Genomic DNA, 22,484 nt, shown 5'->3' with positions numbered 1-22,484 from the left:
GGGCCGATGATGCTGGGGCGGCCGCCGAGATCCGGCACCCGAGCCGCGTGAGGAGTGCGACATGGCGAAGTACGACCCCCTGCGCGACTACCTCGCCGGGATGCGGGACGACATCGCCGAGGTGCGGATGACCTTCGCCGAGATCGAGCAGTTCGTCGGCCCGCTGCCGGCCGCGTCGCGCTCGCATCGAGCGTGGTGGGCCAACGACTCGAAGCCCCAGTCCCAGTCCTGGCGTGCCGCGGGCTGGCACGTGGAGACGGTGGATCAGATTGGTGAGCAGGTCGTCTTCACCAGGGGAGTGCTGGACCTCGGAGCGTATGCGGAGCCCGTAGGTCCGGCTGCTGACTGGTTGTCGGAGGCGGAGGTGCGGACGGCCATCGTCCGTTGCCTCGGCGCGGACGGATGGGCGGCACGGCGCGAGTCCGGCCACGTGTGCGCGTCTCGTGCGGGCCGGACACTCCTCGTGCGGATCATCGGCGCGCCCGGGGCGGATCCCGAACCGGCGAGGGTCCGGCAGCGATATGCCACCGCGCTGCTGGACGCGATGCAGGCCCGCGACACCCACGACCGCGGTGCACACGAGACGGCCCTGGCACTACCTGATGTGGCCGCTTACCGGCACCTCGTCGACAGCACGTCGTCCAGCCTTACGGACCTCGGTCTCTCGGTCCTGTTCGTGCAACCGGACGGGCGGGTCAGCAGCTCCAGGACTGAGGAGATCGCCGATGATGCTCCCCAGCGCGTCGCCAGGTCCCGCTGAGTCGGGTCTGCCGCCCGGACGGTCTTTCGTCAGGTCGCTGGCGCATGGGTGCGCCGGTACCGTGGGAAACATGGCTGACGACGACATCTTCGGCCGCATCGATGAGCTGGTGGACGAGGAGCGCGAACTGCGTTCGCGGGCTGTCGGTAGCGGATTGAGCGAATCGGACACCCAGCGTCTGCGGCACCTGGAAGAGCGTCTTGATCAGTGCTGGGACCTGCTGCGCCAGCGCCGGGCACAGGACGACTTCCCGGACAGCGCCCCGGAACCGGCCGTTCGCCCGGTGGACGAGGTCGAGTCCTACCGCCAGTGACTCGGGCGTTCAGCCGACTTCGGCCGGGGCCGCGGAGCGGGTGTCGCAGGCCGCGGTTGTGCCTTCCTCGAAGCCCTTGCGGGCCCAGTCGGCCTGGTTCTCCCTGGTGCCGTGGGTGCTGCTGTCGGCCCAGTTGTGGAAGTCCTCGACGGCCGCCCGTGCGTCGGCCCCGCTGATCGAGCCGCGTCCCGCCGCGCTTTCGAGGAACAGGCCCGCGAAGCAGTTTGCCTGCAGTTCGAACCGGCGGCCCAGTGCGAGATCGCCGTCGCTGCCAGCCTCGAAGGTGCCCAGTTCGGCGTTCACGCGGTCCATGATCCCGGTCATGCGCTGCACGTGGTGGCCGTACTCGTGGGCCAGCGTCGCCAGGTGCGCGGAGCGGTCGAGGTCGAGACCGTCGAGCACCCTGGTGATCGGCAGATAGATCATCTCGTCCGCCCCGCAGTACAGCGCGGTGACCTTCGTCGAGGGTGGGAGCAGCCCGCACTTGGTGATCGCGTCGTCGGACAACGTGAGGCCCACTCGGGTGAACGGCCTGTCCGCCTCCTCGACCACCGGGCGCCAGGCCTGCTCGAGGCACTCGATCTCGGCCAGGTAGAAGGCACGCAGTGCTTCCCGCTCGCCGCCGAGTTCCGGCAGGTCGCACCGCACCCTCGGCAGGGTCCTGCCCGCGGCCAGGAGCTCGGCCACCCGGGCACCGTCCTCCGGGTTCGCGCCGGTCACGCCCACCGGTGCGGCTGCCTCTGCGCTCGTGTCGTCCGGATCGCCGCCGACCGAGCTGATCAGGAACACGACGCTGAGCACGAGCGCGAGCACCCCGGCCACCGAGACGACCGGTGCCTTGCTTGCTCGTTCGCGTTCCGGCTCTGGTGGACGCGCGGCCTGCTGCACCGAGTCATCGATCGAAACCCGCTCCGCTACGAGCGGCAGGTCGTCGTCAATCAGCGGACGTGGCTCTGCTGAGCCCCGCCGATGTTCCCCCTCAGCGTTCACAGGCACCCCGCGTGGCAGTCGGACGTCGCCGCGCCCCCACGCGGACCCGTTCCTGAGCATAATCGCGAAAGCCGATTAATCCTAGAACAGAACGGAAACAGAACCGGACGAACACATACCGCAGCGTAGCGTTACAACCCGCTCGGGTATGTCTCCGCCTCGCCGTGGGCCTCGGGCTCCCAGGGATGTAAGGGCACCAGCGCCGTGCTTCTGTCGCAGTGCACGAACGCGTCGTACCGCGCCGAGAGCACCGTGGGGACGTAACCGCCGGTCCGCGCTCGCCGCGGGTCGTACACCACGCCGATCGCCCGGTGCCCGCGTACTCGCTCGGCCCACGCGGACGGGGCGTCCGGCTCGAACACGAACAGACTGTCCCGGTCCGGCACGGCCTCGTTGAGCAGTCCCTCCGTGCTGTCCTGTCTTGCCGGAGGCACGGACACCCTGCGCACCGGTCCGCCCCAGCGCGGGGAGCCGATCACACTGCCACTGTGTGTGCCGAACCCGACCGCGACCACCCCGTCGCGCTCGTGCCGCTGACGCACCAGTTGGCCGAGGTTGAGCATGTCCGCCTCGGCCATGTCCGTGGCCCGCGCATCGCCGATGTGGGTGTTGTGTGCCCACACGATCGCCTTGGACTCGGGCCCGTAAGCCTCGGTCAGCCGGTCCAGGGTGTCCGCCATGTGCATGTCCCGGATGTTCCAGGCCCGAGGTCCGCCATGGATCATCTCCCGGTAGTAGCGTTCGGCGTCCACCACGACCGCAGCGTTCTGCTCGGCGACAAAGGCCGGACCGAGACCGGGAGTGGCGCTGAGGCTGGCGCGGTCGCGCAGGTCGGCCAGCAACGCGGTCACCTCGTCCTGGCAGCCGTCGGGCACCATCGAGGTGGAGGTCGCGTACGACTGGGGATCCTCGTCGTAGGGCTGGAAGCACCGGTACGCCGACATCGCGGTCTCGACCTCGTCGGGGTGGTGCTCCCGCAGGTAGTCGAGGATGGCGCGCAGGGAGTCCCACAGGCTGTACATGTCGAGGCCGTGGAAGCCGACCGGCGGATCCTGCTCGCGGGTCTTGTTCATCTCGCGCAGCCAGCGGGCGAAGTCCACGACCTCCTGGTTCGCCCACATCCAGGTGGGCCAGCGCCCGAAGCTCCAGAGCACCTGTTCCGGATCGTTCGGCACGCCCGCGACTCCGGAGACACAGCAGTGCAGCTGGTGGCAGTCCGGCCAGTCGCCCTCGACCGCGACGAAGGAGAACCCGTGTTCGGCGATCAGCCGTTTGGTCAGCTCCGCGCGCCAGCGGTAGAACTCGGCGGTGCCGTGCGAGGCCTCACCGAGCAGGACGTACCTGGCGTTCCCGATCCGCTCCAGCAGGGGATCGAGGTCCTGCGGGCTCAGCAGCGGCAGCGCGTCCTCGCGAGCCTGGCGAACCTCGGTCGTCTCGTCGATCATCTTTTCCCCGCCAATGCCGTTCGGACGTCCCGCACTTTCCCGGGAAAGTGCCGTCTTGGGTGGGTCCGCACTTTCCCGGGAAAGTGCGGATGGGGTTAGTTGGTGCAGGTGTCGATCTTGCTTGGAGGTACTTGCAGACGCTCCATCCCTGGAAGGTGAGGGGCGGGCGGTGACCGCACTTTCCCGGGAAAGTGCGGGATTCGCCGCGCGGGAGATGCGGCGATCATCGGGTCCCCGTTTTCCCCAGCGCGGCCAGGACCTCCTCGTCGGTGGTCTGGCTGAAGTCGCCGTACCACTGGCCCACCGCCCGGAAGTCGTGTGGCTGGGACAGGCAGATCACCTCGTCCGCCTCGTCGTGCACCGCGGCGGCGGCCTGCGAAGAGGACACCGGGACCGCGAGGGTGAGGGTGGCCGGCTGCTGCTCCCGCAACGCCCGTAGCGCCGCGGTGGCGGTGGCGCCGGTCGCGAGGCCGTCGTCGACCAGGATCACGTCCCGTTCCTCGCGGGGCTCCGGCGAACGGTCCGCGTGATACACCGACTCCCTCCGGCGCGCCTCCGCCTGCTCCCGCTCGCAGATGTCGAACAGTTGCTGCCGGGTGAGCCCGAGCTTGGCCAGGAGCACGTCGTCGTACGTCGCAGGGCCGTCCGCGGTGACGGCGCCGACGCCCAGTTCCGGCCTCCCCGGCGCGCCGATCTTGCGGGCGACCACGACGTCGAGCGCCGCACCGAGCCGGTGGGCTATCTCCGCGGCAACGGGCACTCCGCCCCTCGCCAGCCCGAGTACCAACGGCTGGGACCACTGCCTGTGCAGCAGTACCTCGGCCAGATCGCGGCCCGCTTCGCGGCGGTCGGCGAAGACGGGACCTCTGCTCGTCGTGCGTGTCATGGGATGCACCCCATCTCGTGTGCCGTGTTTCCTGCTCAGCGGGCGAAGAGCCCGACCAGGTTGCCGTGGGCCAGCACATGACCCTCCATGGCCGCGTGCACGTGTTCGGCACCCGGCGCCTCGACAAGTCCGAGTGGCTGGTCGACGGCGTAGAGCTGGAAGAAGTAGCGGTGGGGCTCGTCCCCGACGGGCGGCTGCGGGCCACCCCAGCCGAGTTCGCCGAAGCCGTTTCGGCCGGGGGAACCGCCAGGCGACTCGCCTTCGCCCACGCCCGTGGAACTCGGGGAGATGCCGGTGACGACCCAGTGCACGAACGTGCCGTTCGGCGCGTCCGGGTCCTCGCACAGCAGGACCAGCTCGCTGGTCCCGTCCGGAATGCCACCCCACTCCAGCGGTGGCGACATGTTGCCGCCCGCGTAGGAGTATCGGTCGGGGATCAGCGTGTGGTCGTTGAACGCCGAACTGCGCAGCTCGACCTGGGTCGAGAGCGGGCGTGGCGGGTCGTCGATGCCGGGGGAGCCCCGGCTCGTGCCCCTGGTGCCCTGCGGACCTGCCGCCCGGTCGGGGTCACCGAGCGGGCGGGGCGGATTGTCCCGCTGCAGGTCCGCGTTCGCGGCCCGGTCAGCGTGCTGGTCGGGCGCCTCACCCGCGTCGTACTCGTCCCGCAGGCGAGTGCGCTTGATGTCGTACTTGTGGCTGCCGGGATCAGGCATGCGCTCCTCCTCGCCGGTCGTCTCCAACCAGCGGGTACCCGGGCCGCGCCGCCGCACACGTAACGGCGCGGCCCTGGTCTCCCTAGGAGCGGAACTGGTCGTCGCGGTACTCGCGTGCGCTGCGCTGCTCGGCTGTGGACTCGTCGTGTTCGCGGGCCCGCAGCTCGACGCGGCGGATCTTGCCGGAGATCGTCTTGGGCAGGTCGGTGAACTCCAGCAGCCGGATGCGCTTGTACGGCGCGAGATGCTCCCTGGCGTAGTTCAGGATCGCCGCAGCGGTGTTCTCGTCCTCGGCCCAGCCGGAGGCGAGGACCACGTACGCCTTCGGCACGGCGAGCCGCACCGGGTCGGGTGAGGGGACGACGGCGGCCTCGGCCACGGCCTCGTGCTCGAGCAGCACGCTCTCCAGCTCGAACGGCGAGATGCGGTAGTCCGATGCCTTGAACACGTCGTCGGTGCGCCCGACGTAGGTGATGTAGCCGTCCTCGTCCCGGGAACCGACGTCGCCCGTGTGGTAATAACCGTCGCGCATGACCTCGGCATTGCGCTCGTCGTCCCCGTGATAGCCGACCATCAGTCCGAGCGGCCTGCGGGAGAGGTCGATGCAGATCTCCCCGTCCTGCCCCGGCTGCCCGGTCGCCGGGTCGACCAGCGCGATCACGTAGCCGGGCGTCGGACGGCCCATCGACCCCGGCTTGATCCGCTGACCAGGGGTGTTGGCGACCTGCACGGTGGTCTCCGTCTGGCCGTACCCGTCCCTGATGCTGATTCCCCAGGCCTTCTCCACCTGCTCGATCACCTCGGGATTGAGCGGTTCGCCCGCCCCGACCACCTTGCGCGGGGGCGTCCTGAGCTTCGTCAGGTCGGCCTGGATCAACATTCGCCAGACCGTCGGCGGCGCGCAGAAACTGGTGATGCCGCATCGGTCCATTTCGGACAGCAGGCGGTCGGCGTCGAAGCGGGAGTAGTTGTGGATGAACACGGTCGCCCCGGCGTTCCACGGCGAGAAGACGTTGCTCCACGCGTGCTTGGCCCAGCCGGGGGAGGAGATGTTCAGGTGAACGTCGCCGGGTTCGAGGCCAATCCAGAACATTGTGGACAAATGACCGACCGGGTAGGAGGCGTGTGTGTGCTCCACCAGTTTCGGCTTGGCCGTCGTGCCGGAGGTGAAGTACAACAGCAGCGGATCCGTGGCCTTTGTCGTGCCGTCGGGCCGGAACTCGCCTTCCTGATCGGCAGCCTCGCGGTAGTTGTGCCAGCCCGGCACGGGCTCACCGACCGCGACGCGGGTGTAGTCACCTGGTACCGCGTCGAACTTGCCCGCGTCGGACGAGCCGACCACCACGTGCCTCGCGCCGCCACGCTCGATCCGGTCGATCAGGTCGGCGGGGGCCAGCAGCGTGGTGGCGGGGATGACGACGGCGCCGAGCTTCATCGCCGCGAGCATCGTCTCCCACAGCTCGACCTGGTTGCCGAGCATGAGCACCATCCGGTCTCCCCGGCGGACACCGAGGCCGGCCAGCCAGTTCGCCACCTTGTTGGAACGCTCGGAGAGCTCGGCGAACGTCCAGCGACCCTCGCTCCCGTCCTCCTCGACGATCCACAGCGCGGCGCGGTCGGCGCTGTCCGGGGCGACCGCCAGGCTGTCGAACCAGTCCAGTGCCCAGTTGAACTCGTCCAGTTCCGGCCACTGGAACTCCCGGTAGGCGGTGTCGTAGTCCTCCAGGTGACGCAGCAGGAACTCACGTGCGTCGCGAAACGCCTGGATGCTCGAAGCCATGTTGTTCTCTCCCGAGGTCCGAATGGGACGCAATTTGAGTAGGATCGTGCGATCCGCCGGGGGTGCCGCACCACCCCCGATCGGGGGTGACGTGACTGATCGCCGATGGAGGTGATCGCGTGGTGGGCGAGCAGCGCCTGCGCGACGACCGGGTCGCGATCCGTGCTGCGCTGCTCCAGTTGCGCAAGGAGACCGGGCTGCCCGTCGTCTTCGGCGGGCCGGTGCTGCGGGGGCGCCGGTTGCAGCTGTCCGAACTCGTCGGCACCGTCACCAACTCCCTGCAGGGTCTCGCCGTGGCACCCGGATCGGGGCTGGGTGGCAAGGTCGTGGCACTGGGCCGGGTGCTGGCCCTGAACGACTATCCCAGCGCGCGGGGGATCACGCACGACTACGACGCGGCCGTCGGCGCGGAGGGGCTGCGGGCCATCATCGCGGTCCCCGTGGTCGTGCGCCGCACCGTGCGCGGCGTGCTCTACGGAGCGGCCCGCAACGCCGCCTCGCTCGGTGACCGGACACTCGGCGCGGCCGTGGACACCGCCCGTGGGCTGGAGCAGAACCTCGTCGTCCGCGATGAACTCGACGGTCGGCGCACGAGCGTGCGTGCGTTCACCGAGGCCGGAAGCCAGCCGTGGAACTCCGCCGACTGGGAGGAGGTCCGTGCGGCCCACACGGAACTGCGGCTGCTCGCGCAGGACACCGACGACGACGAACTACGTGCCCAGCTGCAGGGCGTGTGCGACCGTCTCGCCGCGGCTCAGCGCCGCCCCGGCACGCCGGCGCCGGTCGCCGCGCTGACGCCGCGGGAACTCGACGTACTGGTGTGCGTGGCGGCAGGCTGCACCAACGCCGAGTCGGGGCGGAGCCTGGGCCTGCGCCCGGAGACCGTGAAGAGCTACCTCCGCCAGGTCATGCGCAAGCTCGGCACGCACGGACGCCTGGAGACGGTTATCGCCGCGCGGCGGGCCGGCCTGCTGCCGTGATCACTCACCCTGTTCCTTCCTGATCACCATCACCGGACACTCGGCGTGGTGCAGCAGCGCCTGGCTGGTCGAGCCCATCAGCATGCCGCGGAACCCGCCCCTGCCTCGGCTGCCCACCACCAACAGCTGAGCGCCGCGACTCAACTCCAGCAGCTGGTGCCGGGGCTTGTCCCGCTCCACCACCCGCCGGACTCGCACGTCCGGGTGGCGTTCCTGCCACCCGGCGAGGCGCTCGGCGAGCACCCGCTGCTCGGCCTCCTCCAGCGGCTCCCACTCGAACTGCAACCGGGTCTCGCTGAACACGGCTTCGGTGTCGGCGTCGCTCCAGGTGTGCACCGCGACGAGCTCCGCGTCACGCAGCGCCGCCTCCTCGAACGCGAACTCGATGGCGTCCTCGCTCAGCTCGCTGCCGTCGACACCCACGACCACCGGACCTTCGGGGGCCGGTTGGCCGCGCACGGACACGACGGGGCAGTGCGCGTGCGCCGCCAGCGCGATGGTGGTGGAACCGACCAGCAGTCCGACGAACCCGCCGCGGCCCGACGCGCCCAGCACCACCATCCGGGCCGTCGTCGAGGCCTCGATGAGGAACGGGATGGGGGAGTCGGGGGTGACCTGGGTGTGGATCTCGACGTCGGCCTCCGCCGCGGCCGCCAGTTCCGCCTCGTGCACGACGTTGTTCCCGTGTTGCTCCAGCTCGTCCAGCAGGCCGCCCGGGGGCGGGAGCGTGGCACCGATGTAGAGGTCCGGATAGCCCGACGCGCTCACCAGGCGCAACGGCGTGTTCCAGCCCGCGGCCTCCCGTGCCGCCCAGCGGACCGCGTCGAGCGCCCGCTCCGATCCGTCCACTCCGACGACGATCGGCGCATTGCCGTGCTGTCGCGTCATCCGACCTCCTTGGTCCCGCGGCCTGCCGCTTTCCTGCCCGATTGTCCCGCCGGTGACCGTTTCGTGCCGAGCGTTTCGCCACCGCGATCCTGGGCATCCCGAGGAGGACCGTGCGGCACGACGTTCGAGGAGATGCTCATGCCACTGGAGGTCGACCACCTGCGCCGGCTGCTGGACGCCGGGCCCGGTGCGCAACTGATGCTGCGGGAGGGCGACTACGTCCTGACCGGTCCCTCCGGTACCGAGGAGGTGAAGGGCGCGCTGCTGGTCATTTCGCGCGCTGCCCTGCGGGACCGCCTCGGTGACAACCCGGACGACGACGGGCTGCGCGAGCAGGTCGCACTGCTGCGCACCGAGATCTCCACCCTCGGTGCCTGACGTGCACCCCAAATCCCCACCCTCATCACCGGAACTCGTTGACGGGTTCCCGCCGGGGTCACGAAGCTGAGGAGGACGTATGACCGAGGTCTGCCGCACCGTCCCCGTGCCGGCGAAGGACATCTTCGCCGTGCTGGCCGACGGCTGGTCCTACGCAGGATGGGTGGTCGGTGCATCACATATCCGCGATGTCGACCCGAACTGGCCGTCCGTGGGGTCGCGGATCTACCACAAGTCCGGTCCGTGGCCGGTCCAGGTCGCTGACGAGACCGAGGTGCTGACCATGGAGCAGGACCGGATGCTGGAGCTGCGGGCGAAGCTGTGGGTGCTGGGTGACGTACGTATCCGCGTGTCGCTTTTGCCGTTGGCCGAGCGGGAAACCGAAATACGGATGGAGGAGCATCCCACCGGTGGGCCCGTGAGCATGGCGCCGAAGGTACTGCAGGACCTCCTGCTCAAGCCGAGAAACCAGGAGGCGCTCGGCAGGCTCGCCGATCTGGCCGACGGCCGCGGCGGCGGCACCCCCTGACCCGCACTTTCCCGGGAAAGTGCGATCACCGCCCGCCCCTCACCTTCCAGGGATGGAGCGCCTGCAAGTACCACCAAGCAAGATCGACATCGGCGCCAACTACCACCATCCGCACTTTCCCGGGAAAGTGCGAGGCCCGACACGACACTTTCCCGGGAAAGTGCGGGTCAGGTGTAGATGCGCTTGTGCAGGCCCTGGATGAGACGCGCGTACAGGTCACCGGCGAGCCCGTGGCGGGCCAGGGCCGCCCGGGCGGCGTTCGCGCCGGGCGCGCCGTGCACCGCGCCACCCGGATGGGCCGACGCCCCCGCCAGGTACAGCCGGTCCACCGGGGTGTCCGCCCGGCCGAGTCCCGGCACCGGCCGGAAGAACAACTCCTGGTAGATCGCTGCCGTCCCGCCGTTGATCGCGCCGCCGACGAGATTGGCGTTGTGCGCCTCCAGCTGCACCGGGCCCTGTACCCGTCGGTCGACGATCAGGTCGGTGAAACCCGGCGCGTGCCGCTGCACGGTCTGCTCGATCCGGCGCACCACCTCCGCCAGTGATCGCTCGTCGTCGCAGCTGCCGTGGGGGACATGCGTGTACGCCCACACCGAGGCCGTTCCCTCCGGTGAACGCGTGGGATCGGTCGTCGTCATCTGCCCCAGCAACACGAACGGGTCCTCCGGCACCCGGTGCAGCTGTAGATCGGAGCTGAACCTGCTGAGCCCCTGGAGATCGGCGCCGAGATGCACGGTTCCGGCTCCGGCCGCACCCCGCGCCGTCCACGGCACCGGTCCGGACAACGCCCAGTCGACCTTCACCGTCGCGTCGTCCCAGCGGAAGCCGCGCAGGTCCTCCAGCAGCCGCGCGGGCAGTTGCTCCGGACCGACCAGATCGAGGTACAGCGAGGGCGCGGGCACGTCGGCGAGCACGGCGTGCCGGGCCCGCACCAGCTCCCCCGACGCGTCCCGCACCCCCACCGCGCGTCCCCTGGCCGTCAGCACCCGCTGGACCCGCCGCCCACACCGCACCTGACCGCCCCGTTCGGCAAGCCGGTGCAGCAGCGCGTCGGTGATCCGCCCCGCGCCGCCCTCGGGAGCCGGGAACCCGACGTCCTGGCCGAGCATCGCCAGCAGCCAGCCGAACACGCCGCTGCCAGGCTCCTCGGAGCCGAGATCCGCGTGCATCGCGTTGCCGGCCAGCAGCAGCCGCGCGCCCTCGCCGTCGAACCGTTCCTCGACCAGTTTGCGCGCGGGCAGTGCCAGCAGCCGCGCCAGCCGCAGCGCCTCACCGGTGCCGAGTTCGCGCAGCAGCCGCGCGGCGGGGCGGACCGGGGGGAACGGGCGCAGCAGCGCCTCCATCAGGTCGTCCCTGATCCGCTGCCACTGGGCGTACATGCTTTCCCAGGCCACCGCGTCCTGCGATGCGAACTCGGCCAGCGAGGTGGTGGTGCGGCCGAGGTCGCGGGAGAGCACCGCGCACCGGTCGTCCGGCAGCACGTGGGCCAGCACATCCGGCGCGTGCCGCCACCGCAGCCCGTGGTTTTCCAGATCCAGACCGGCGAACACCGGGGAGGCTGCCGAGAGCGGAAAGAACGCACTGCACAGATCGGAGGTGAACCCCGGCGTATCCATATCGGCGGTATGCACCGCGCCCCCCGGCCGGTCGGCCGCTTCGAGGACGAGAACCTGCCATCCCGCGTCGGCGAGCAGGTTCGCGGCGACTAGGCCGTTGTGCCCCGCACCGATCACGACCGCGTCGACGACGTCGGTGCTCATCGCGTACCTCCTCTCCTGTCAGGCCTGTGGCTGGCTGCCGGGACGTCCCCAGGGGACCGACCGCAGCCGCGCCAGCAAACCGTTTTTTCCGTTGGGTTCGAGCGGGGGACTGGGCGCCCCTGCCAAGTCGCGCATCCCCTCGAGCAGATCCTTCAGGGCGCTCACGCCGTCCCAGCGAGGTGCCCAGCCGAGCTGTTCCCGCGCCCGGGTGGTGTCCACGTGCGCGACCTGGTCGGCGAGGGTCAGCCACCCGGGGTGTAAGGGCTGGACTCCGACCTGCCAGGTAAGACCGGCGGCCGCCTTCACCAGTCCGGCAGGCACCGGCAGACGCGGGCTGTCCGCCGCCCTGGTGACGTCGACGGCGCCGAGTGCCGGTTCGGCGGCCAGGTTGAACGCACCCGACTCGCCCCGGTTCAGAATCAGCCGGATGGCGTCGGCCACGTCCTCCGCGTGCACCAGCTGCAGCCGGAGTTCGTCCCACAGCGGCAGGGGCAGCCAACGCGCGCCGATCAGGCGTTCCGGAAGCAGTGCGCTGGTCAGCCACCTGGCGAACTCGCCCGCCGCGTCCCGCTGCACGACGGCGCAGGGCCGGATCCGGGTGAGCGTGATGTCGGGGCGGGTGGCGGTGAAGGCGTCCAGTCGGCGTTCGAGTTCGGCCTTCCCCCTGCTGTAGGCACTGCCGGGAACACCGTCGCAGGGCCAGTCCTCGTGTACCCGCTGCCATCGCTGGGCGGGCGAGTAGGCGGCCACCGACGACGCGCAGACGATGTGCCGAACTCCGGCGGCGGCCGCCGCGGCGAGCACCGCGGCGGTGCCGTCGTTGTTGGTCCGGCGCATCGGCGGATCCGACCGGGGCGGGTGGATGGCCCAGGCCAGATGGACCACGGCGTCAGCGCCGGTGAAGATCTCCGCCAGCGACGCGGGGGCGCTGGGCTCGCCGATGTCGCAGGTGAACCACGTCGCGCAGGAGTACGGCGTGCGGTCGCGGTCGGGCAGCCGCCGGGCCACGCCGGTGATGTCCCAGTTCTCCAGGTCCTGGCAGCGGCGCAGCAGTGCCGTGCCGATGTTTCCGCTGGCGCCGGTGATCACCACCTGCTTGCGGGAGTCGCCAGTGCCAGGCATTCCGTCGTTTCCACGCATCCCGTCAGACGCGGGGGAGTTTCGCGGGTCGATCCTGCACCTCCTCGAACAGGTCGCCGAACTCGTCGACGCGTTGCAGCACGTCGTCACTGGTGAAGACGAGGTCGGCCGCCTTGCGGCAGGACTCGACCTCGTCCCAGGTGATGGGGGTGGACACGGTCGGCCGCTCCCGGCCGCGCAGCGAGTAGGGCGCGACCGTGGTCTTGGCCGGGTTGTTCTGGCTCCAGTCGATGAAGACCTTGCCGGGACGGGCCGCCTTGGCCATCTTCGCCACGATGGCCTCGGGGTGCGCCTTCGCCAGCCGTTCCGCCAACGCCTTCGCGTAGGCCGAGGTCTGCTCCGGCTTCGTGGTGCGCACGGAGCAGTAGAGCTGCATCCCCTTTGAGCCGCTGGTCTTCGCCCACGCCGTCAGACCGTCCTCGGCGAGTTCGGTGCGCAGCAGTTCCGCGACCCGGCAACAGTCCACGATGTCGGCGGGGGCGCCGGGATCGAGGTCGAACACGAGCAGGTCCGGGCTGCGCCGGGCACCACGAGGGCCTACGGTCCACTGTGGAACATGTAACTCCAGTGCCGCGAGATTCGCCGCCCACACCAGTGTCGGCAGGTCGTTGATCACCGGATACTCGTTGATCTCCGATCCACGCGAGCCGCTGCCCCGCGAGCTGGTTCGCAGCTTGGCCGTGCGCACCCAGTCCGGAGCGTGACGGGAGACGTCCTTCTCGAAGAACGGCTCGCCCTCGACCCCTTCCGGATAGCGCAGGAACGTCGTGGCCCTGTCGCGCAGGTACGGCAGGATGACGGGCGCGATCCGGCTGTAGTAGTCGATCACGTCGCGCTTGGTGAAGCCACTCGCCGGGTAGAGCACCTTGTGCAGATTGGACAGACTGAGCGTGCGGTCGTCAACCCGTACGGAGATCCGCTGTTCAGCCATCGAGCTCCACCTCGCTCGCCTCCCGGTTCGGCCGCAGGCCCCGCCACCGAGGGGACCGCAGCCAGCCGGCCTTCGTCCAGTCGCGAAACACGACCTCCCCGACGATCTCCGGCCTTACCCAGTGCACGTTACGGTCCTTGCCCGAGGGTGGCGAGTGGAACGGGCTCCGCTTGCGCTCGAGGCGGCGCAACCGCCCGGCGAGGGATCGCAGTGTCTCGGCGTCGAAGCCGGTGCCTACCGAACCGACATAACGCAGCGCGTCACCGTGCGGCACGCCCAGCAGCAGCGAGCCGAACGAGCTGGAACGGTTTCCCTCGCCCGCCTGCCAGCCGCCGATCACCACCTCCTGCACCCGGACCCCGGCCACCACTGTCCAATCGGGACTTTTCCGGCCCGGCAGGTAAGGGCCGTCGACTCGTTTCGTCACGACGCCGGAAAGGCCGTTCGCCCGACCGGCCCGCACCACCGAGCCGCCATCGCCCACGTAGTGCTCGGGCGTCTGCCAGCTCGGCCCGGCCAGCCGCAGACCGGTCAGCAGCTTTCTGCGTTCCAGATACGGCAGCTCGAGGCAGGACCGCCCGTCCAGGTGCAGCACGTCGAAGGCCAGGTACACCGCGGGCAACCGGGCCTTGAGCCGGTGCGCCTGCCGGGTGTCGCCCGCCTGCTGTCTGCGATCGAGTCCCTCCTGGCTGGGCACCCCCTGATCGAGGACCACGATCTCGCCGTCGAGCAGCGCCTCGGTGGCCCCGAGTTCCTCGCCCATACCGCGTAGCTCGGGGAAGATGCGGGTCACGTCGGAACCCGCCTCGTCGAACAGCTGCACCCTGCCGCCCTGGGCCCTGGCGATCGTGCGCTGCCCCTGCCAGGCGAACTCGTAGGCCCAGTCGCCGTCCTCCCCGGTAGGCGGGAGGGCGCCCGCCCGTGCCCGCATCGGCGGGAGAAAGCCGGGAAGTGAGGCCCATTCACGTTCGGCGGGGTCCACGCGGCGCACCAGCCAGTTCCGATCGGACTCGGTGCCGTGCTGCTGGACGAACACATATCGCCCCCGCGCCCGGCGCCCGTGCAGCACGACCTCGACCTTGTGCGGAGACCAGTGCAGCGTCTCGTACCTGCCGTTGTCCCAGATCAGCATCTTCCCGCCGCCGTACTCACCCGCCGGGATCTCGCCCTCGAAGCTCGCGTACTCCAGCGGGTGGTCCTCGGTGTGCACCGCGAGCCGGGGGGTGCCCGGTTCGGGGGGCAGGCCTTTCGGCACCGCATAGGAGACCAGCACCCCGTCCCGCTCCAGCCGGACGTCCCAGTGCAGCCTGCGGGCATGGTGCTCCTGGATCACGAAGACGTCGTCGTTGCCGCGGGGGAGTTCGTCCGCGTCCGGCACCGGTTCGGGGGTGCGCCTGGAGTCTCTTTTTCGCCGGTACTCGTCCAATCCGGCCACTCTTGTCGCACCCCGCTCCCTTCCGGCATCGCCGTACAGGAGGGGTATCCGATGGCGGGTGGAGTGAAACTCGAAGCGAGCCAATTACGGCAGTTGGCCCCAAACGCGGCGCGGAGAGGAAAAGTCTCCTAAACTGCGTTCGGGAGCGCGACCTCCCCCAGTACGCGCTCCCTTAAGCCTGCCGTCGCCGACCCTCCCCCTCTGTCGGCGGCGGCAGGCCCCGGCCCAGCGGGGTCGGCTGCTCGCCCGGGTCGGCGAGCGTGATGATCGGTGGCATCGGCGGGCCACGCCGTACCTCGCTCGCCAGCCAGTAGCAGGCCAGTAGTCGCAGGCCGTACCACTCGCCGGGCGTCCACTGAGCTTCGTGTTCCGGAGGTTTCCAGCCACGCCGGTCGGCCTCCTGGAACACCTCGTAGCCGTGACTGGCCAGCAGCACCAGCGGGGTGACCGGTTCCGGCCGGGGCACCAGCTCGTCCTCGCAGCGGACGGCGTCGGTCACGGCGGCGAGGTGCGCGCGGAACTGTTGCTGCACGTCAGGACGTCGGGACAACGCCGCCCAGCCCGATTCGAGCCGGGACTCCATCCGGCGCAACCAGCGTCGGGCCGATCGGTCCGTCAGCAACTCCAGCCAGTCCACACCCGATGATGCGCTACGTAGCCGCCAACTAGCCACCTGTGACGCCCATAGTCCGCCGGTCAGGGGATGGCAGGGACTGGCTGCGCCGGTTCCTCGGCCGTGTCCCCGGTGCCGGTGGCGTTGCTGAGACAACCGAGGACGGTCGCGAGGACGTGACCGTCCAGATCGGTCAGCTCTCCCAGCCGGTCCCGGTTGATGAGCAGGCTGCTTAGCACGAGGTCGACCAGATTCGCTCCGACCTGCTCCACGGTGTCGCTGCCCTCGGGATCGAACCACGTCCACGCCCAGTGCGCCGAGCCGAAGAACAGCAGGCTCTGCACCCGCACGTCGCAGTCCCGGAACTCGCCTTCGGCGATGCCGTCCCGCAGCAGCGAGCGGACCAGCGAAAGGTACTCCGACCGCAGCCGAACCCCCTCCGCCAGCGCGACGTGCCGAGCCAGCCTGGCGATCTCCCGCTGGAACGCGACGGTCGCGGCGCGGTCGTGTACCTGGTACAGCATGAACGCGAACAGCAGCCCGGCCAGCCGTTCGCTCGGCGAGGCGAGGCGTTCCACGATCTCGCGGGCCTCACGCAGCCTGCGCTGCATGTACGACTCGTGCAACGCGGCCAGCAACTGGTCCTTGGTGCCGTAGTGGTGCACGATCGTGCCCTTGGAGATCTCCAGTTCTTCGGCTATGTCGCCGAAGTTCGTGCCGTCGTAGCCGCGTTCGGCGACGTAACGGGTGAAGGTCTCCAGGATCGCACCCGACTTGCCCGCGGTCGGTCTCCGCAGTCTCGAGGTGCTCATGACGTCATCCCCTTCTCAGATTCGTGGGCCACACTGCCCGGGCCTGGCGTTGGAGGACGTACGTCGGCCCCGGGAACACGTTCTTCCCGGGGCCACCGTAGCGGTCGGACGGCTCACCCGCCGCCGCAGTCACGAGTCAGGAGCGACCGACCTTTTTGATCGCTTCGCGAATGCGGAAGTAAGTGCCGCACCTGCAGACGTTCTCGATCGCGTCGATCTCCTCGTCGGTCGGGTCGGGATTCTGCCGTAGTAGCGCTACGGTCGCCATGATCTGTCCGGGCTGGCAGTACCCGCACTGCGGCACATCGAGTTCCAGCCAGGCTTCCTGCACCGGGTGCAGTTTGTCGCCGTCGGCGAGGCCTTCGATCGTGGTGACCTCACGGCCCTCCACTTCGGCCACCGGGGTCACGCAGGGGTTGATCGCGGCGCCGTCGAGGTGGCTGGTGCACGCCTTGCAGACGTCGATGCCACAGCCGTACTTCGGGCCCTTGACGCCGAGCTTGTCGCGCAGCACCCAGAGCAGCGGGAGGTCGGCAGGCGCGTCGACGGTGACGGCCTTCCCGTTCACGGAAAAGGTGTAGTTGGGCACGGGGGAACTCCTTGGAAGGGCCTGCGCTCAGCGCGGGAACGGCTCGAAGTCGATGTCGAAGTTGATCGGGAAGCTGCGCGGTTTGGTGCCGGTCGCGCGCGCGTAGGCGTTGGCGATGGCCCCGACCGCTGCCGGTACCCCGAGTTCGCCCGCGCCACCGGGCTCGCCCGTGGTGGCCGGCATGACCACGATCTCCACCTTCGGCGGCGAGTCCTTCTGCCGTGGGTAGTGGAACTGCGAGTAGGAGCCTTCGAGCGGCAGTCCCTTGTCGATGTGTAACCCGGCCCGCAGCGTGGTGGCGATCGCGTCGGTGAGCCCACCCAGCATCTGGCCCTCGAGGCCACGCGGGTTGATCGGCAGTCCGACGTCGACCACGATGCTCGCCCTGGTCACCCTCGGCTTCTTCGGATCTCGCGCGTCCATCTCCACCAGGCACGCGGTGACCGACTTGTACTCCTCGTGGAACGCGACGCCCTGCGCGAAGCCCGCAGGCAGCTCCCGGCCCCACTCGCCGATCTCCGCGACCTTGTCCAGCACGGCGCGCTGGCGGTCGTCCTTCAACGAGGCCCTGCGGAACTCCACCGGGTCCTTGCCCAGTTTCGCGGCCATCTCGTCGACGATGATCTCCTCGACGCCGCGGGTGTTCGCCGAGTACACCGAACGCCAGCTGCCGGTGTACATCTTCAGTGGGATCTCGTTGAGCAGGTTGGTCACGACGCCGAAGTTGTACGGCGTCTTCACCGTGGTCAGGAAGACCGTCTGCGCGAAGCTCAGGTTGCCGCCGACCGGCAGTTTCGCCGCGGTGGCGGTGAGGATCTCGCCGAGGCCGTGGCCGAAGTCGGTCTCCACCGCCGCGACCCGGTGCTCGAACGAGAGCACGTTGCCGATGGTGAAAGTGGCCCGCACCTTGTGGTGCGTCGCTGGCCGCGCCCTGCCGTGCCGCATGTCGTCGACCCGGGTCCACATGAGCTTGACCGGCTTACCCATCGCCTTGGACGCGTGCGCGGCCTCCAGCGCGCCGTCGAAGAAGAGCCTGCGGCCGAAGGAACCACCGCCCTGCACGACGTGCACGGTGACCTTGTTCTCCGGCAGCCCGATCTCCCTGGCGATCGTCTGCTTGGCGACGATCGGCGACTTGAGGCCCGACCAGATTTCCGCCCGGTCGGCCCGTACGTCGGCCACGGCGGAGTTGGTCTCGAGTGGAGCGTGGCTGGCGAAGGCGAAGTCGAACTCCGCGTCGACATGGTCGACGAGCAGCGGCGGCACGGCGAACGGCAGTGCCGCACCGCGCAGCTTCTCCTTGATTGTCTCGTTGTTCTCGTTGTCGACCGTGCCGGGATTCCAGGTGACGTCGAGCGCGTCCTTGGCCTTGAGGGCCTGCCCGAACGTCTCGGCCATCACCGCGACACCCGTGGGGATCACGGCGAGGTCGATCACCCCGGACATCGCGCGGATCTCGGCCTCGTTGTTCACCGCCTTCGGTGTCCCGTGGATCGTCGGCGCATGCCGCACCATCGTCGGCATGGCACCGGGGATGTCCATGTCCAATGTGTACTGCTTGGCGCCGGTGACCATGCCCCGGGCGTCGATGCGCGAGGTCGGGGTGCCGACCAGCGAGTGCTCGGATGCGGGCTTCGGTGCGACCTTGCCGACCGGAAGGGAGGCGCGGGCGGCGGCGTGCGACAGCGAGCCGAAGGTGGCCGACCGACCGTCCGGGGCGAAGACCGAACCGCCGCGGGCGGAGAGCCGGTCCGCGGGCACGTTCCACTGCTCGCCCGCGGCTGCCAGCAGCCTGGTCCTGGCCGCGGCGGCGACGTTGCGCATCGGTCCGTAGATCGCGCGAATGGTGTTGGAGCCTCCGGTGAGCTGGTTGAACAGCAGTTCGGGGCGGGCATCGGCCAGGATGACCTCGACGTTCTCCAGCGGGATGCCGAGTTCCTCGGCGACCAGCATGGCCGTGGCGGTGTTGATGCCCTGGCCGACCTCGGCGCGGGGGAGTTCGACGCGGACGCGGTTGTCCTCGCTGATCTCCAGCACGAGCATGTGTGCGGTCGGCGCCGCCGCGAGGATCAGGATGTCGCCAAGATCGACGACGTCGGCGGGTGCGGGCAAGCTGGGAATCTGCGCCTCGGCGGTGCCTGGGGCCAACGTGTCACCGCCCAGCTTGGCCGCGATGGTCAGCGTTGGCGCCGCGACCAGAAAGGTGAGGAACCGGCGGCGGCCGAGGCCGCCCTCGCCGGGCGGATCCGTGCCGGCATCGGGGACGGAAACGGGGGGCGTGGTGGGATGGGCCATCGGGACTCCGAATTCGGCAGCGTTGCCGTGGGGTAACGGGTAAGCAAGCGATCGTTAACCTCTGTAGCGCAGGTCACACTACTGGCTGACCGGCTGTACGGCCAGAAATTCACATACACCCTTTCGGGTGCACTGCGTGCCCTGTTTGCCCCGGGTGCAAATGCGGCGGGTTCGGCGTCACGGAAGAGCGCGTGTCGCCAACGGTTAGGCTGCCCTAATGACCGCGACCCTTGCCGGACCAGCCGGGCAACGCAGCCGTGGGCGCGTTGTCCAGGCCGGTCAGCGCCGTCGGCGGCTCGCTGGGCTGCTGGTCCTGCTGCTCGCACTCGTCCTCGCGGTCGGGCTGAGTCTGGCGTTCGGGGCCAGGGCGATTCCGCTCGGCGCGGTCTGGGACGCGTTGCTGAATCCACCGACCGGGGCACAGGACCCGGACACCATCGTGGTTCGCTCGCTGCGGGTGCCGCGCACCGTGATCGGCGTGCTCGTCGGGATGGCCCTCGGGGTCGCGGGCGCGCTCATGCAGGGTCACACCCGCAACCCGATCGCCGATCCCGGCCTGCTCGGGGTGAACCAGGGGGCGGCGTTCGCGATCGTGCTGGCCGTCGTGGTGTTCGGGGTGCAGGACCTCAGCTCGTTCATCTGGTTCGGCTTCGCCGGGGCGATGCTCGCCGCGATCGTGGTGTTCGTCCTCGGCGCCGTCGGCGGGCGCGGTGCGACTCCGGTGACGCTCGCGCTGGCCGGGGCCGCCGTGAGCGCACTGCTGTACGGCATCATCTCGGCGATCGTGCTCGGCAACCGGCAGGGCATGGAGACCTACCGGTTCTGGCACGTCGGCTCGATCGCCGGACGGGACTTCGCCATCGCGGGGCAGATTGCCCCGTTCCTGGTCGTGGGCCTGCTGCTGGCGCTGATGAACACGCCGGGACTGAACACACTCTCGCTCGGCGAGGACGTCGCGAAGTCCCTCGGGCAGGACCTGCGCCGGACGCGCGTCACCGGCGTGCTGGCGATCACTCTGCTCACCGGGGCGGCCGTGGCAGCGTGCGGACCGATCGCCTTCCTCGGGCTGATCGTGCCGCACGTCGCCCGGTTCCTGACCGGGCCCGACTACCGCTGGCTGGTGCCGTTCGCGGCGCTGCTCGGCGCGGTCCTGCTGTTGCTCGCCGACGTGCTCGGCCGGATCGTCTCCGGCGACAGCTTCGAGGTCGGCATCATGCTCGCCGTGCTCGGCGCGCCCGTGTTCATCGTTCTCGTGCGCCGAAGAGGGTTGGCCAGGCTGTGACTCCCACGACTCCCACGACCCAGTCGACCCGGTCGACCCCGACTCGCGAACTCGACACCACACCCGGGCGCAGGGTCGTCCGGATCGGTCCCTTCGCCGCGGCCGTCCGCCCGCGAGTGGTGGCCGTGCCGCTGATCGGCCTCGGCCTGCTGGTGCTGGTGGCCGCGCTGAACATCGGCAAAGGCAGCTCCCATATCGAGGTGCTCGACGTGCTGCGCACGCTGGCGGGCGGGGGCGACCGCCGCGAGCAGGGCATCATCTTCGACCTCCGGCTCCCGCGCACACTGGCCGGGATCCTGGTCGGCGCGGGCCTCGGCCTGGCGGGGGCCGTCTTCCAGTCCATCGCCCGGAACCCGCTGGCCAGCCCGGACATCCTCGGCATCACGTGGGGTGCGGGGGCGGCCGCGGTCGCGGTGATCGTGGTGGGCGGATACCGGGGTCAGATCAGCGGCGTGGCGGCCGAGATCGGCGTGCCCCTCGCCGGGCTCGCCGGGGGAGTCCTCACCGGTGTGCTGCTCTATCTGTTGTCCTGGCGCAAGGGGATCGACGGGTACCGGCTCGTGCTGATCGGAATCGGGCTGTCCGCGGTCGGCTACAACGTCGTGAACTGGCTGCTGACGGTCGGCGACGTGGACGACGCCACCCGCGCCACGACCTGGCTCGTCGGGAACCTGGGCGATGTCGGCTGGGAGGCGGTCACCCCCACGGCCATCGCGCTGGTCCTGCTGGTGCCCGCCGTGCTGGTCTGTGCGCACACCATCGGCGGACTGCAGTTCGGCGACGACACCGCACGCGGCCTCGGCATCAGGGTGGACGGCGCGCGGGCGACGTTGTTGCTGCTGGCGGCGGCGCTGGCCGCGGTGGCGACCGCGGCCGCGGGGCCGATCACTTTCGTCGCGCTGGCGACCCCGCAGATCGCGCTGCGGCTGGCCCGCACCGCGCAGCCGCCGCTGGTCGGCTCGCTGGTGCTCGGCGCGCTGCTCACCGTGGGCGCCGACCTCACGGTGCGCCTCACGCCCGGTGCCTCCGACCTCCCGGTCGGGGTGCTCACGGCGATCCTCGGTGCGCCGTACCTGATCTTTCTGTTCGTCCGATCCCGCCGGGAGGCTCGCGCATGACACGTCTGAAGGCCGAGGGTGTGCGCCTCGGGTACGGCGAGCGGGTGGTGGTCGAGAACCTCGATCTGGACGTGGTGGACGGCTCGGTCACCGTGATCATCGGGCCGAACGGCTGCGGCAAGTCGACGCTGCTGCGCGCGCTGGGCCGCCTGCTCAATCCGCGCGCGGGCGCGGTGCTGCTGGACGGCAAGCGGATCGACCGGCAGCCGACGAAGGAGGTCGCGAAGGTCGTCGGCCTCCTGCCGCAGGCGCCCAGCGCGCCGGAGGGGCTGACGGTCGCCGATCTGGTGACGCGGGGCAGGCATCCGCACCAGAGCTGGTACCGGCAGTGGTCGGGCGACGACGAGGAGGCCGTGGGCCGGGCGCTGACGCTGACCGGGATGGACGTCCACGCCGAGCGCGTCGTGGACCACCTCTCCGGCGGGCAGCGGCAGCGGGCGTGGATCTCGATGACGCTGGCACAGGACACTTCGTTGCTGCTGCTGGACGAGCCGATCACCTACCTCGACCTCGCACATCAGGTGGATGTCCTGGATCTCGTGCACCGGCTGCACACCGATCGGGACACGACGGTGGTGATGGTGCTGCACGACCTGAACCTCGCGGCCCGGTACGCGGACACGCTGGTCGCCATGCGCGACGGGCAGATCGTGGCGCAGGGTTCCCCGGGTGAGGTGCTCACCGAGCAGCTGCTGTCGGACGTGTTCGGCCTGGACGCGAAGGTCCTGCCCGACCCCGTCTCGGGGACACCACTGGTGATCCCGATCAGCGCCCACCTCCGCCCCGGCACCTAGAACTCGCACTTTCCCGCAAAAGTGCGGTTTCAGGGATGGTGCGCCTGCAAGTA

Annotated in this window: 22 protein-coding genes; 8 read left to right on the top strand and 14 right to left on the bottom strand. The window is 70.0% G+C overall.

The annotated features are described in order from the left end of the window. The first annotated feature begins 61 nt into the window (after positions 1–61). A complete protein-coding gene (locus BM199_RS07390) occupies positions 62–760 on the top strand; it encodes a DUF7662 domain-containing protein (protein ID WP_091671389.1) in 699 nt (232 codons plus the stop codon). Between the two features lie 70 nt (positions 761–830). Next, a complete protein-coding gene (locus tag BM199_RS07385; protein WP_091671388.1) occupies positions 831–1,073 on the top strand; it encodes a DUF2630 family protein in 243 nt (80 codons plus the stop codon). Between the two features lie 9 nt (positions 1,074–1,082). On the opposite strand, the gene BM199_RS07380 is transcribed toward BM199_RS07385, so the two are convergent. From BM199_RS07380 to BM199_RS07360, 5 genes are all read right to left on the bottom strand, one after another. Next, the gene (locus tag BM199_RS07380; protein ID WP_143101784.1) at positions 1,083–2,063 is read right to left on the bottom strand and encodes a neutral zinc metallopeptidase; all 981 of its coding nucleotides are present in this window, start codon (positions 2,061–2,063) and stop codon (positions 1,083–1,085) included. Positions 2,064–2,194: 131 nt separating this feature from the next. Then, positions 2,195–3,508 (bottom strand): erythromycin esterase family protein, encoded by a 1,314-nt coding sequence (locus tag BM199_RS07375; RefSeq protein WP_091671384.1) that lies wholly within the window; start codon positions 3,506–3,508, stop codon positions 2,195–2,197. Between the two features lie 223 nt (positions 3,509–3,731). Continuing rightward, positions 3,732–4,394 carry a phosphoribosyltransferase gene (locus tag BM199_RS07370; protein WP_091671382.1) on the bottom strand — a complete coding sequence of 221 codons (663 nt, stop codon included), beginning with the start codon at positions 4,392–4,394 and terminating at the stop codon, positions 3,732–3,734. A gap of 35 nt (positions 4,395–4,429) precedes the next feature. Continuing rightward, positions 4,430–4,996 (bottom strand): YbhB/YbcL family Raf kinase inhibitor-like protein, encoded by a 567-nt coding sequence (locus tag BM199_RS07365; protein WP_245788223.1) that lies wholly within the window; start codon positions 4,994–4,996, stop codon positions 4,430–4,432. 193 nt (positions 4,997–5,189) lie between these two features. Then, positions 5,190–6,887, bottom strand: a complete 1,698-nt coding sequence (locus tag BM199_RS07360; RefSeq protein ID WP_091671381.1) for an AMP-binding protein — start codon at positions 6,885–6,887, stop codon at positions 5,190–5,192. A 122-nt stretch (positions 6,888–7,009) separates the two neighbouring features. Between BM199_RS07360 and BM199_RS07355 the strand changes: the two genes are divergently transcribed. Continuing rightward, positions 7,010–7,867: a helix-turn-helix transcriptional regulator gene (locus BM199_RS07355; RefSeq protein WP_245788208.1), complete on the top strand. Its 858-nt coding sequence runs from the start codon at positions 7,010–7,012 to the stop codon at positions 7,865–7,867. On the opposite strand, the gene BM199_RS07350 is transcribed toward BM199_RS07355, so the two are convergent. Further along, positions 7,868–8,755 carry a universal stress protein gene (locus BM199_RS07350; RefSeq protein ID WP_091671379.1) on the bottom strand — a complete coding sequence of 296 codons (888 nt, stop codon included), beginning with the start codon at positions 8,753–8,755 and terminating at the stop codon, positions 7,868–7,870. Positions 8,756–8,893: 138 nt separating this feature from the next. Here BM199_RS07350 and BM199_RS07345 point away from each other — a divergent pair, with 138 nt between their 5' ends. Together BM199_RS07345 and BM199_RS07340 are read left to right on the top strand one after the other, a co-directional pair. Then, the gene (locus BM199_RS07345; RefSeq protein ID WP_143101783.1) at positions 8,894–9,133 is read left to right on the top strand and encodes a hypothetical protein; all 240 of its coding nucleotides are present in this window, start codon (positions 8,894–8,896) and stop codon (positions 9,131–9,133) included. 79 nt (positions 9,134–9,212) lie between these two features. Further along, on the top strand, positions 9,213–9,662 hold the full coding sequence (locus BM199_RS07340) for an SRPBCC family protein (protein WP_091671376.1): 450 nt from the start codon (positions 9,213–9,215) through the stop codon (positions 9,660–9,662). Between the two features lie 167 nt (positions 9,663–9,829). Here the strand turns inward: BM199_RS07340 and BM199_RS07335 are convergent, their stop codons facing one another. The 8 genes from BM199_RS07335 to BM199_RS07300 all read right to left on the bottom strand — a co-directional run bounded on the left by BM199_RS07335 (position 9,830) and on the right by BM199_RS07300 (position 19,237). Continuing rightward, positions 9,830–11,422, bottom strand: coding sequence for a phytoene desaturase family protein (locus tag BM199_RS07335; protein ID WP_091671375.1), 1,593 nt, complete (start codon positions 11,420–11,422; stop codon positions 9,830–9,832). 18 nt (positions 11,423–11,440) lie between these two features. Beyond that, positions 11,441–12,544, bottom strand: coding sequence for an NAD-dependent epimerase/dehydratase family protein (locus BM199_RS07330; RefSeq protein WP_091671620.1), 1,104 nt, complete (start codon positions 12,542–12,544; stop codon positions 11,441–11,443). 22 nt (positions 12,545–12,566) lie between these two features. After that, entirely contained in the window at positions 12,567–13,493 is a 927-nt protein-coding gene (gene ligD / locus BM199_RS07325; RefSeq protein ID WP_091671373.1) for a non-homologous end-joining DNA ligase, read from the bottom strand. Further along, complete coding sequence (gene ligD / locus BM199_RS07320) at positions 13,486–14,928, bottom strand: non-homologous end-joining DNA ligase (RefSeq protein WP_091671371.1); 1,443 nt, start codon at positions 14,926–14,928, stop codon at positions 13,486–13,488. The genes ligD (BM199_RS07325) and ligD (BM199_RS07320) overlap by 8 nt, the downstream gene beginning before the upstream one ends. A gap of 172 nt (positions 14,929–15,100) precedes the next feature. Continuing rightward, positions 15,101–15,565, bottom strand: coding sequence for a DUF6401 family natural product biosynthesis protein (locus BM199_RS07315; RefSeq protein WP_091671369.1), 465 nt, complete (start codon positions 15,563–15,565; stop codon positions 15,101–15,103). A gap of 59 nt (positions 15,566–15,624) precedes the next feature. Continuing rightward, positions 15,625–16,353: a TetR/AcrR family transcriptional regulator gene (locus BM199_RS07310; RefSeq protein ID WP_091671367.1), complete on the bottom strand. Its 729-nt coding sequence runs from the start codon at positions 16,351–16,353 to the stop codon at positions 15,625–15,627. A gap of 136 nt (positions 16,354–16,489) precedes the next feature. Then, entirely contained in the window at positions 16,490–16,942 is a 453-nt protein-coding gene (locus tag BM199_RS07305) for a (2Fe-2S)-binding protein (RefSeq protein ID WP_091671365.1), read from the bottom strand. Between the two features lie 27 nt (positions 16,943–16,969). Further along, on the bottom strand, positions 16,970–19,237 hold the full coding sequence (locus tag BM199_RS07300) for a xanthine dehydrogenase family protein molybdopterin-binding subunit (protein ID WP_091671363.1): 2,268 nt from the start codon (positions 19,235–19,237) through the stop codon (positions 16,970–16,972). A 217-nt stretch (positions 19,238–19,454) separates the two neighbouring features. Here BM199_RS07300 and BM199_RS07295 point away from each other — a divergent pair, with 217 nt between their 5' ends. The 3 genes from BM199_RS07295 to BM199_RS07285 all read left to right on the top strand — a co-directional run bounded on the left by BM199_RS07295 (position 19,455) and on the right by BM199_RS07285 (position 22,431). Beyond that, positions 19,455–20,519: a FecCD family ABC transporter permease gene (locus BM199_RS07295; RefSeq protein ID WP_091671362.1), complete on the top strand. Its 1,065-nt coding sequence runs from the start codon at positions 19,455–19,457 to the stop codon at positions 20,517–20,519. A gap of 83 nt (positions 20,520–20,602) precedes the next feature. After that, positions 20,603–21,637, top strand: a complete 1,035-nt coding sequence (locus BM199_RS07290) for a FecCD family ABC transporter permease (RefSeq protein WP_091671619.1) — start codon at positions 20,603–20,605, stop codon at positions 21,635–21,637. After that, positions 21,634–22,431: an ABC transporter ATP-binding protein gene (locus tag BM199_RS07285; RefSeq protein WP_091671360.1), complete on the top strand. Its 798-nt coding sequence runs from the start codon at positions 21,634–21,636 to the stop codon at positions 22,429–22,431. Before BM199_RS07290 ends, BM199_RS07285 begins: the two co-directional genes overlap by 4 nt. Positions 22,432–22,484: the final 53 nt, after the last annotated feature.

Origin of the sequence: Amycolatopsis marina (genome assembly GCF_900111885.1) — a bacterium.
GTDB classification, from domain to species: domain Bacteria; phylum Actinomycetota; class Actinomycetes; order Mycobacteriales; family Pseudonocardiaceae; genus Amycolatopsis; species Amycolatopsis marina.
Note: the sequence above shows the minus strand (reverse complement) of the source record. Positions and strands in the feature narration are given on the sequence as shown.

What these genes read in the sequence shown, in the direction of transcription:
- BM199_RS07285 (WP_091671360.1), top strand. Translation starts at nt 21,634, where the DNA reads ATGACACGTCTGAAGGCCGAGGGTGTGCGCCTCGGGTACGGCGAGCGG.
- BM199_RS07300 (WP_091671363.1), bottom strand. Translation starts at nt 19,237, where the DNA reads ATGGCCCATCCCACCACGCCCCCCGTTTCCGTCCCCGATGCCGGCACG.
- BM199_RS07375 (WP_091671384.1), bottom strand. Translation starts at nt 3,508, where the DNA reads ATGATCGACGAGACGACCGAGGTTCGCCAGGCTCGCGAGGACGCGCTG.
- BM199_RS07310 (WP_091671367.1), bottom strand. Translation starts at nt 16,353, where the DNA reads ATGAGCACCTCGAGACTGCGGAGACCGACCGCGGGCAAGTCGGGTGCG.
- BM199_RS07295 (WP_091671362.1), top strand. Translation starts at nt 19,455, where the DNA reads ATGACCGCGACCCTTGCCGGACCAGCCGGGCAACGCAGCCGTGGGCGC.
- BM199_RS07370 (WP_091671382.1), bottom strand. Translation starts at nt 4,394, where the DNA reads ATGACACGCACGACGAGCAGAGGTCCCGTCTTCGCCGACCGCCGCGAA.
- BM199_RS07350 (WP_091671379.1), bottom strand. Translation starts at nt 8,755, where the DNA reads ATGACGCGACAGCACGGCAATGCGCCGATCGTCGTCGGAGTGGACGGA.
- BM199_RS07330 (WP_091671620.1), bottom strand. Translation starts at nt 12,544, where the DNA reads ATGCCTGGCACTGGCGACTCCCGCAAGCAGGTGGTGATCACCGGCGCC.
- BM199_RS07360 (WP_091671381.1), bottom strand. Translation starts at nt 6,887, where the DNA reads ATGGCTTCGAGCATCCAGGCGTTTCGCGACGCACGTGAGTTCCTGCTG.
- ligD (WP_091671373.1), bottom strand. Translation starts at nt 13,493, where the DNA reads ATGGCTGAACAGCGGATCTCCGTACGGGTTGACGACCGCACGCTCAGT.
- BM199_RS07385 (WP_091671388.1), top strand. Translation starts at nt 831, where the DNA reads ATGGCTGACGACGACATCTTCGGCCGCATCGATGAGCTGGTGGACGAG.
- BM199_RS07345 (WP_143101783.1), top strand. Translation starts at nt 8,894, where the DNA reads ATGCCACTGGAGGTCGACCACCTGCGCCGGCTGCTGGACGCCGGGCCC.
- BM199_RS07340 (WP_091671376.1), top strand. Translation starts at nt 9,213, where the DNA reads ATGACCGAGGTCTGCCGCACCGTCCCCGTGCCGGCGAAGGACATCTTC.
- BM199_RS07335 (WP_091671375.1), bottom strand. Translation starts at nt 11,422, where the DNA reads ATGAGCACCGACGTCGTCGACGCGGTCGTGATCGGTGCGGGGCACAAC.
- BM199_RS07390 (WP_091671389.1), top strand. Translation starts at nt 62, where the DNA reads ATGGCGAAGTACGACCCCCTGCGCGACTACCTCGCCGGGATGCGGGAC.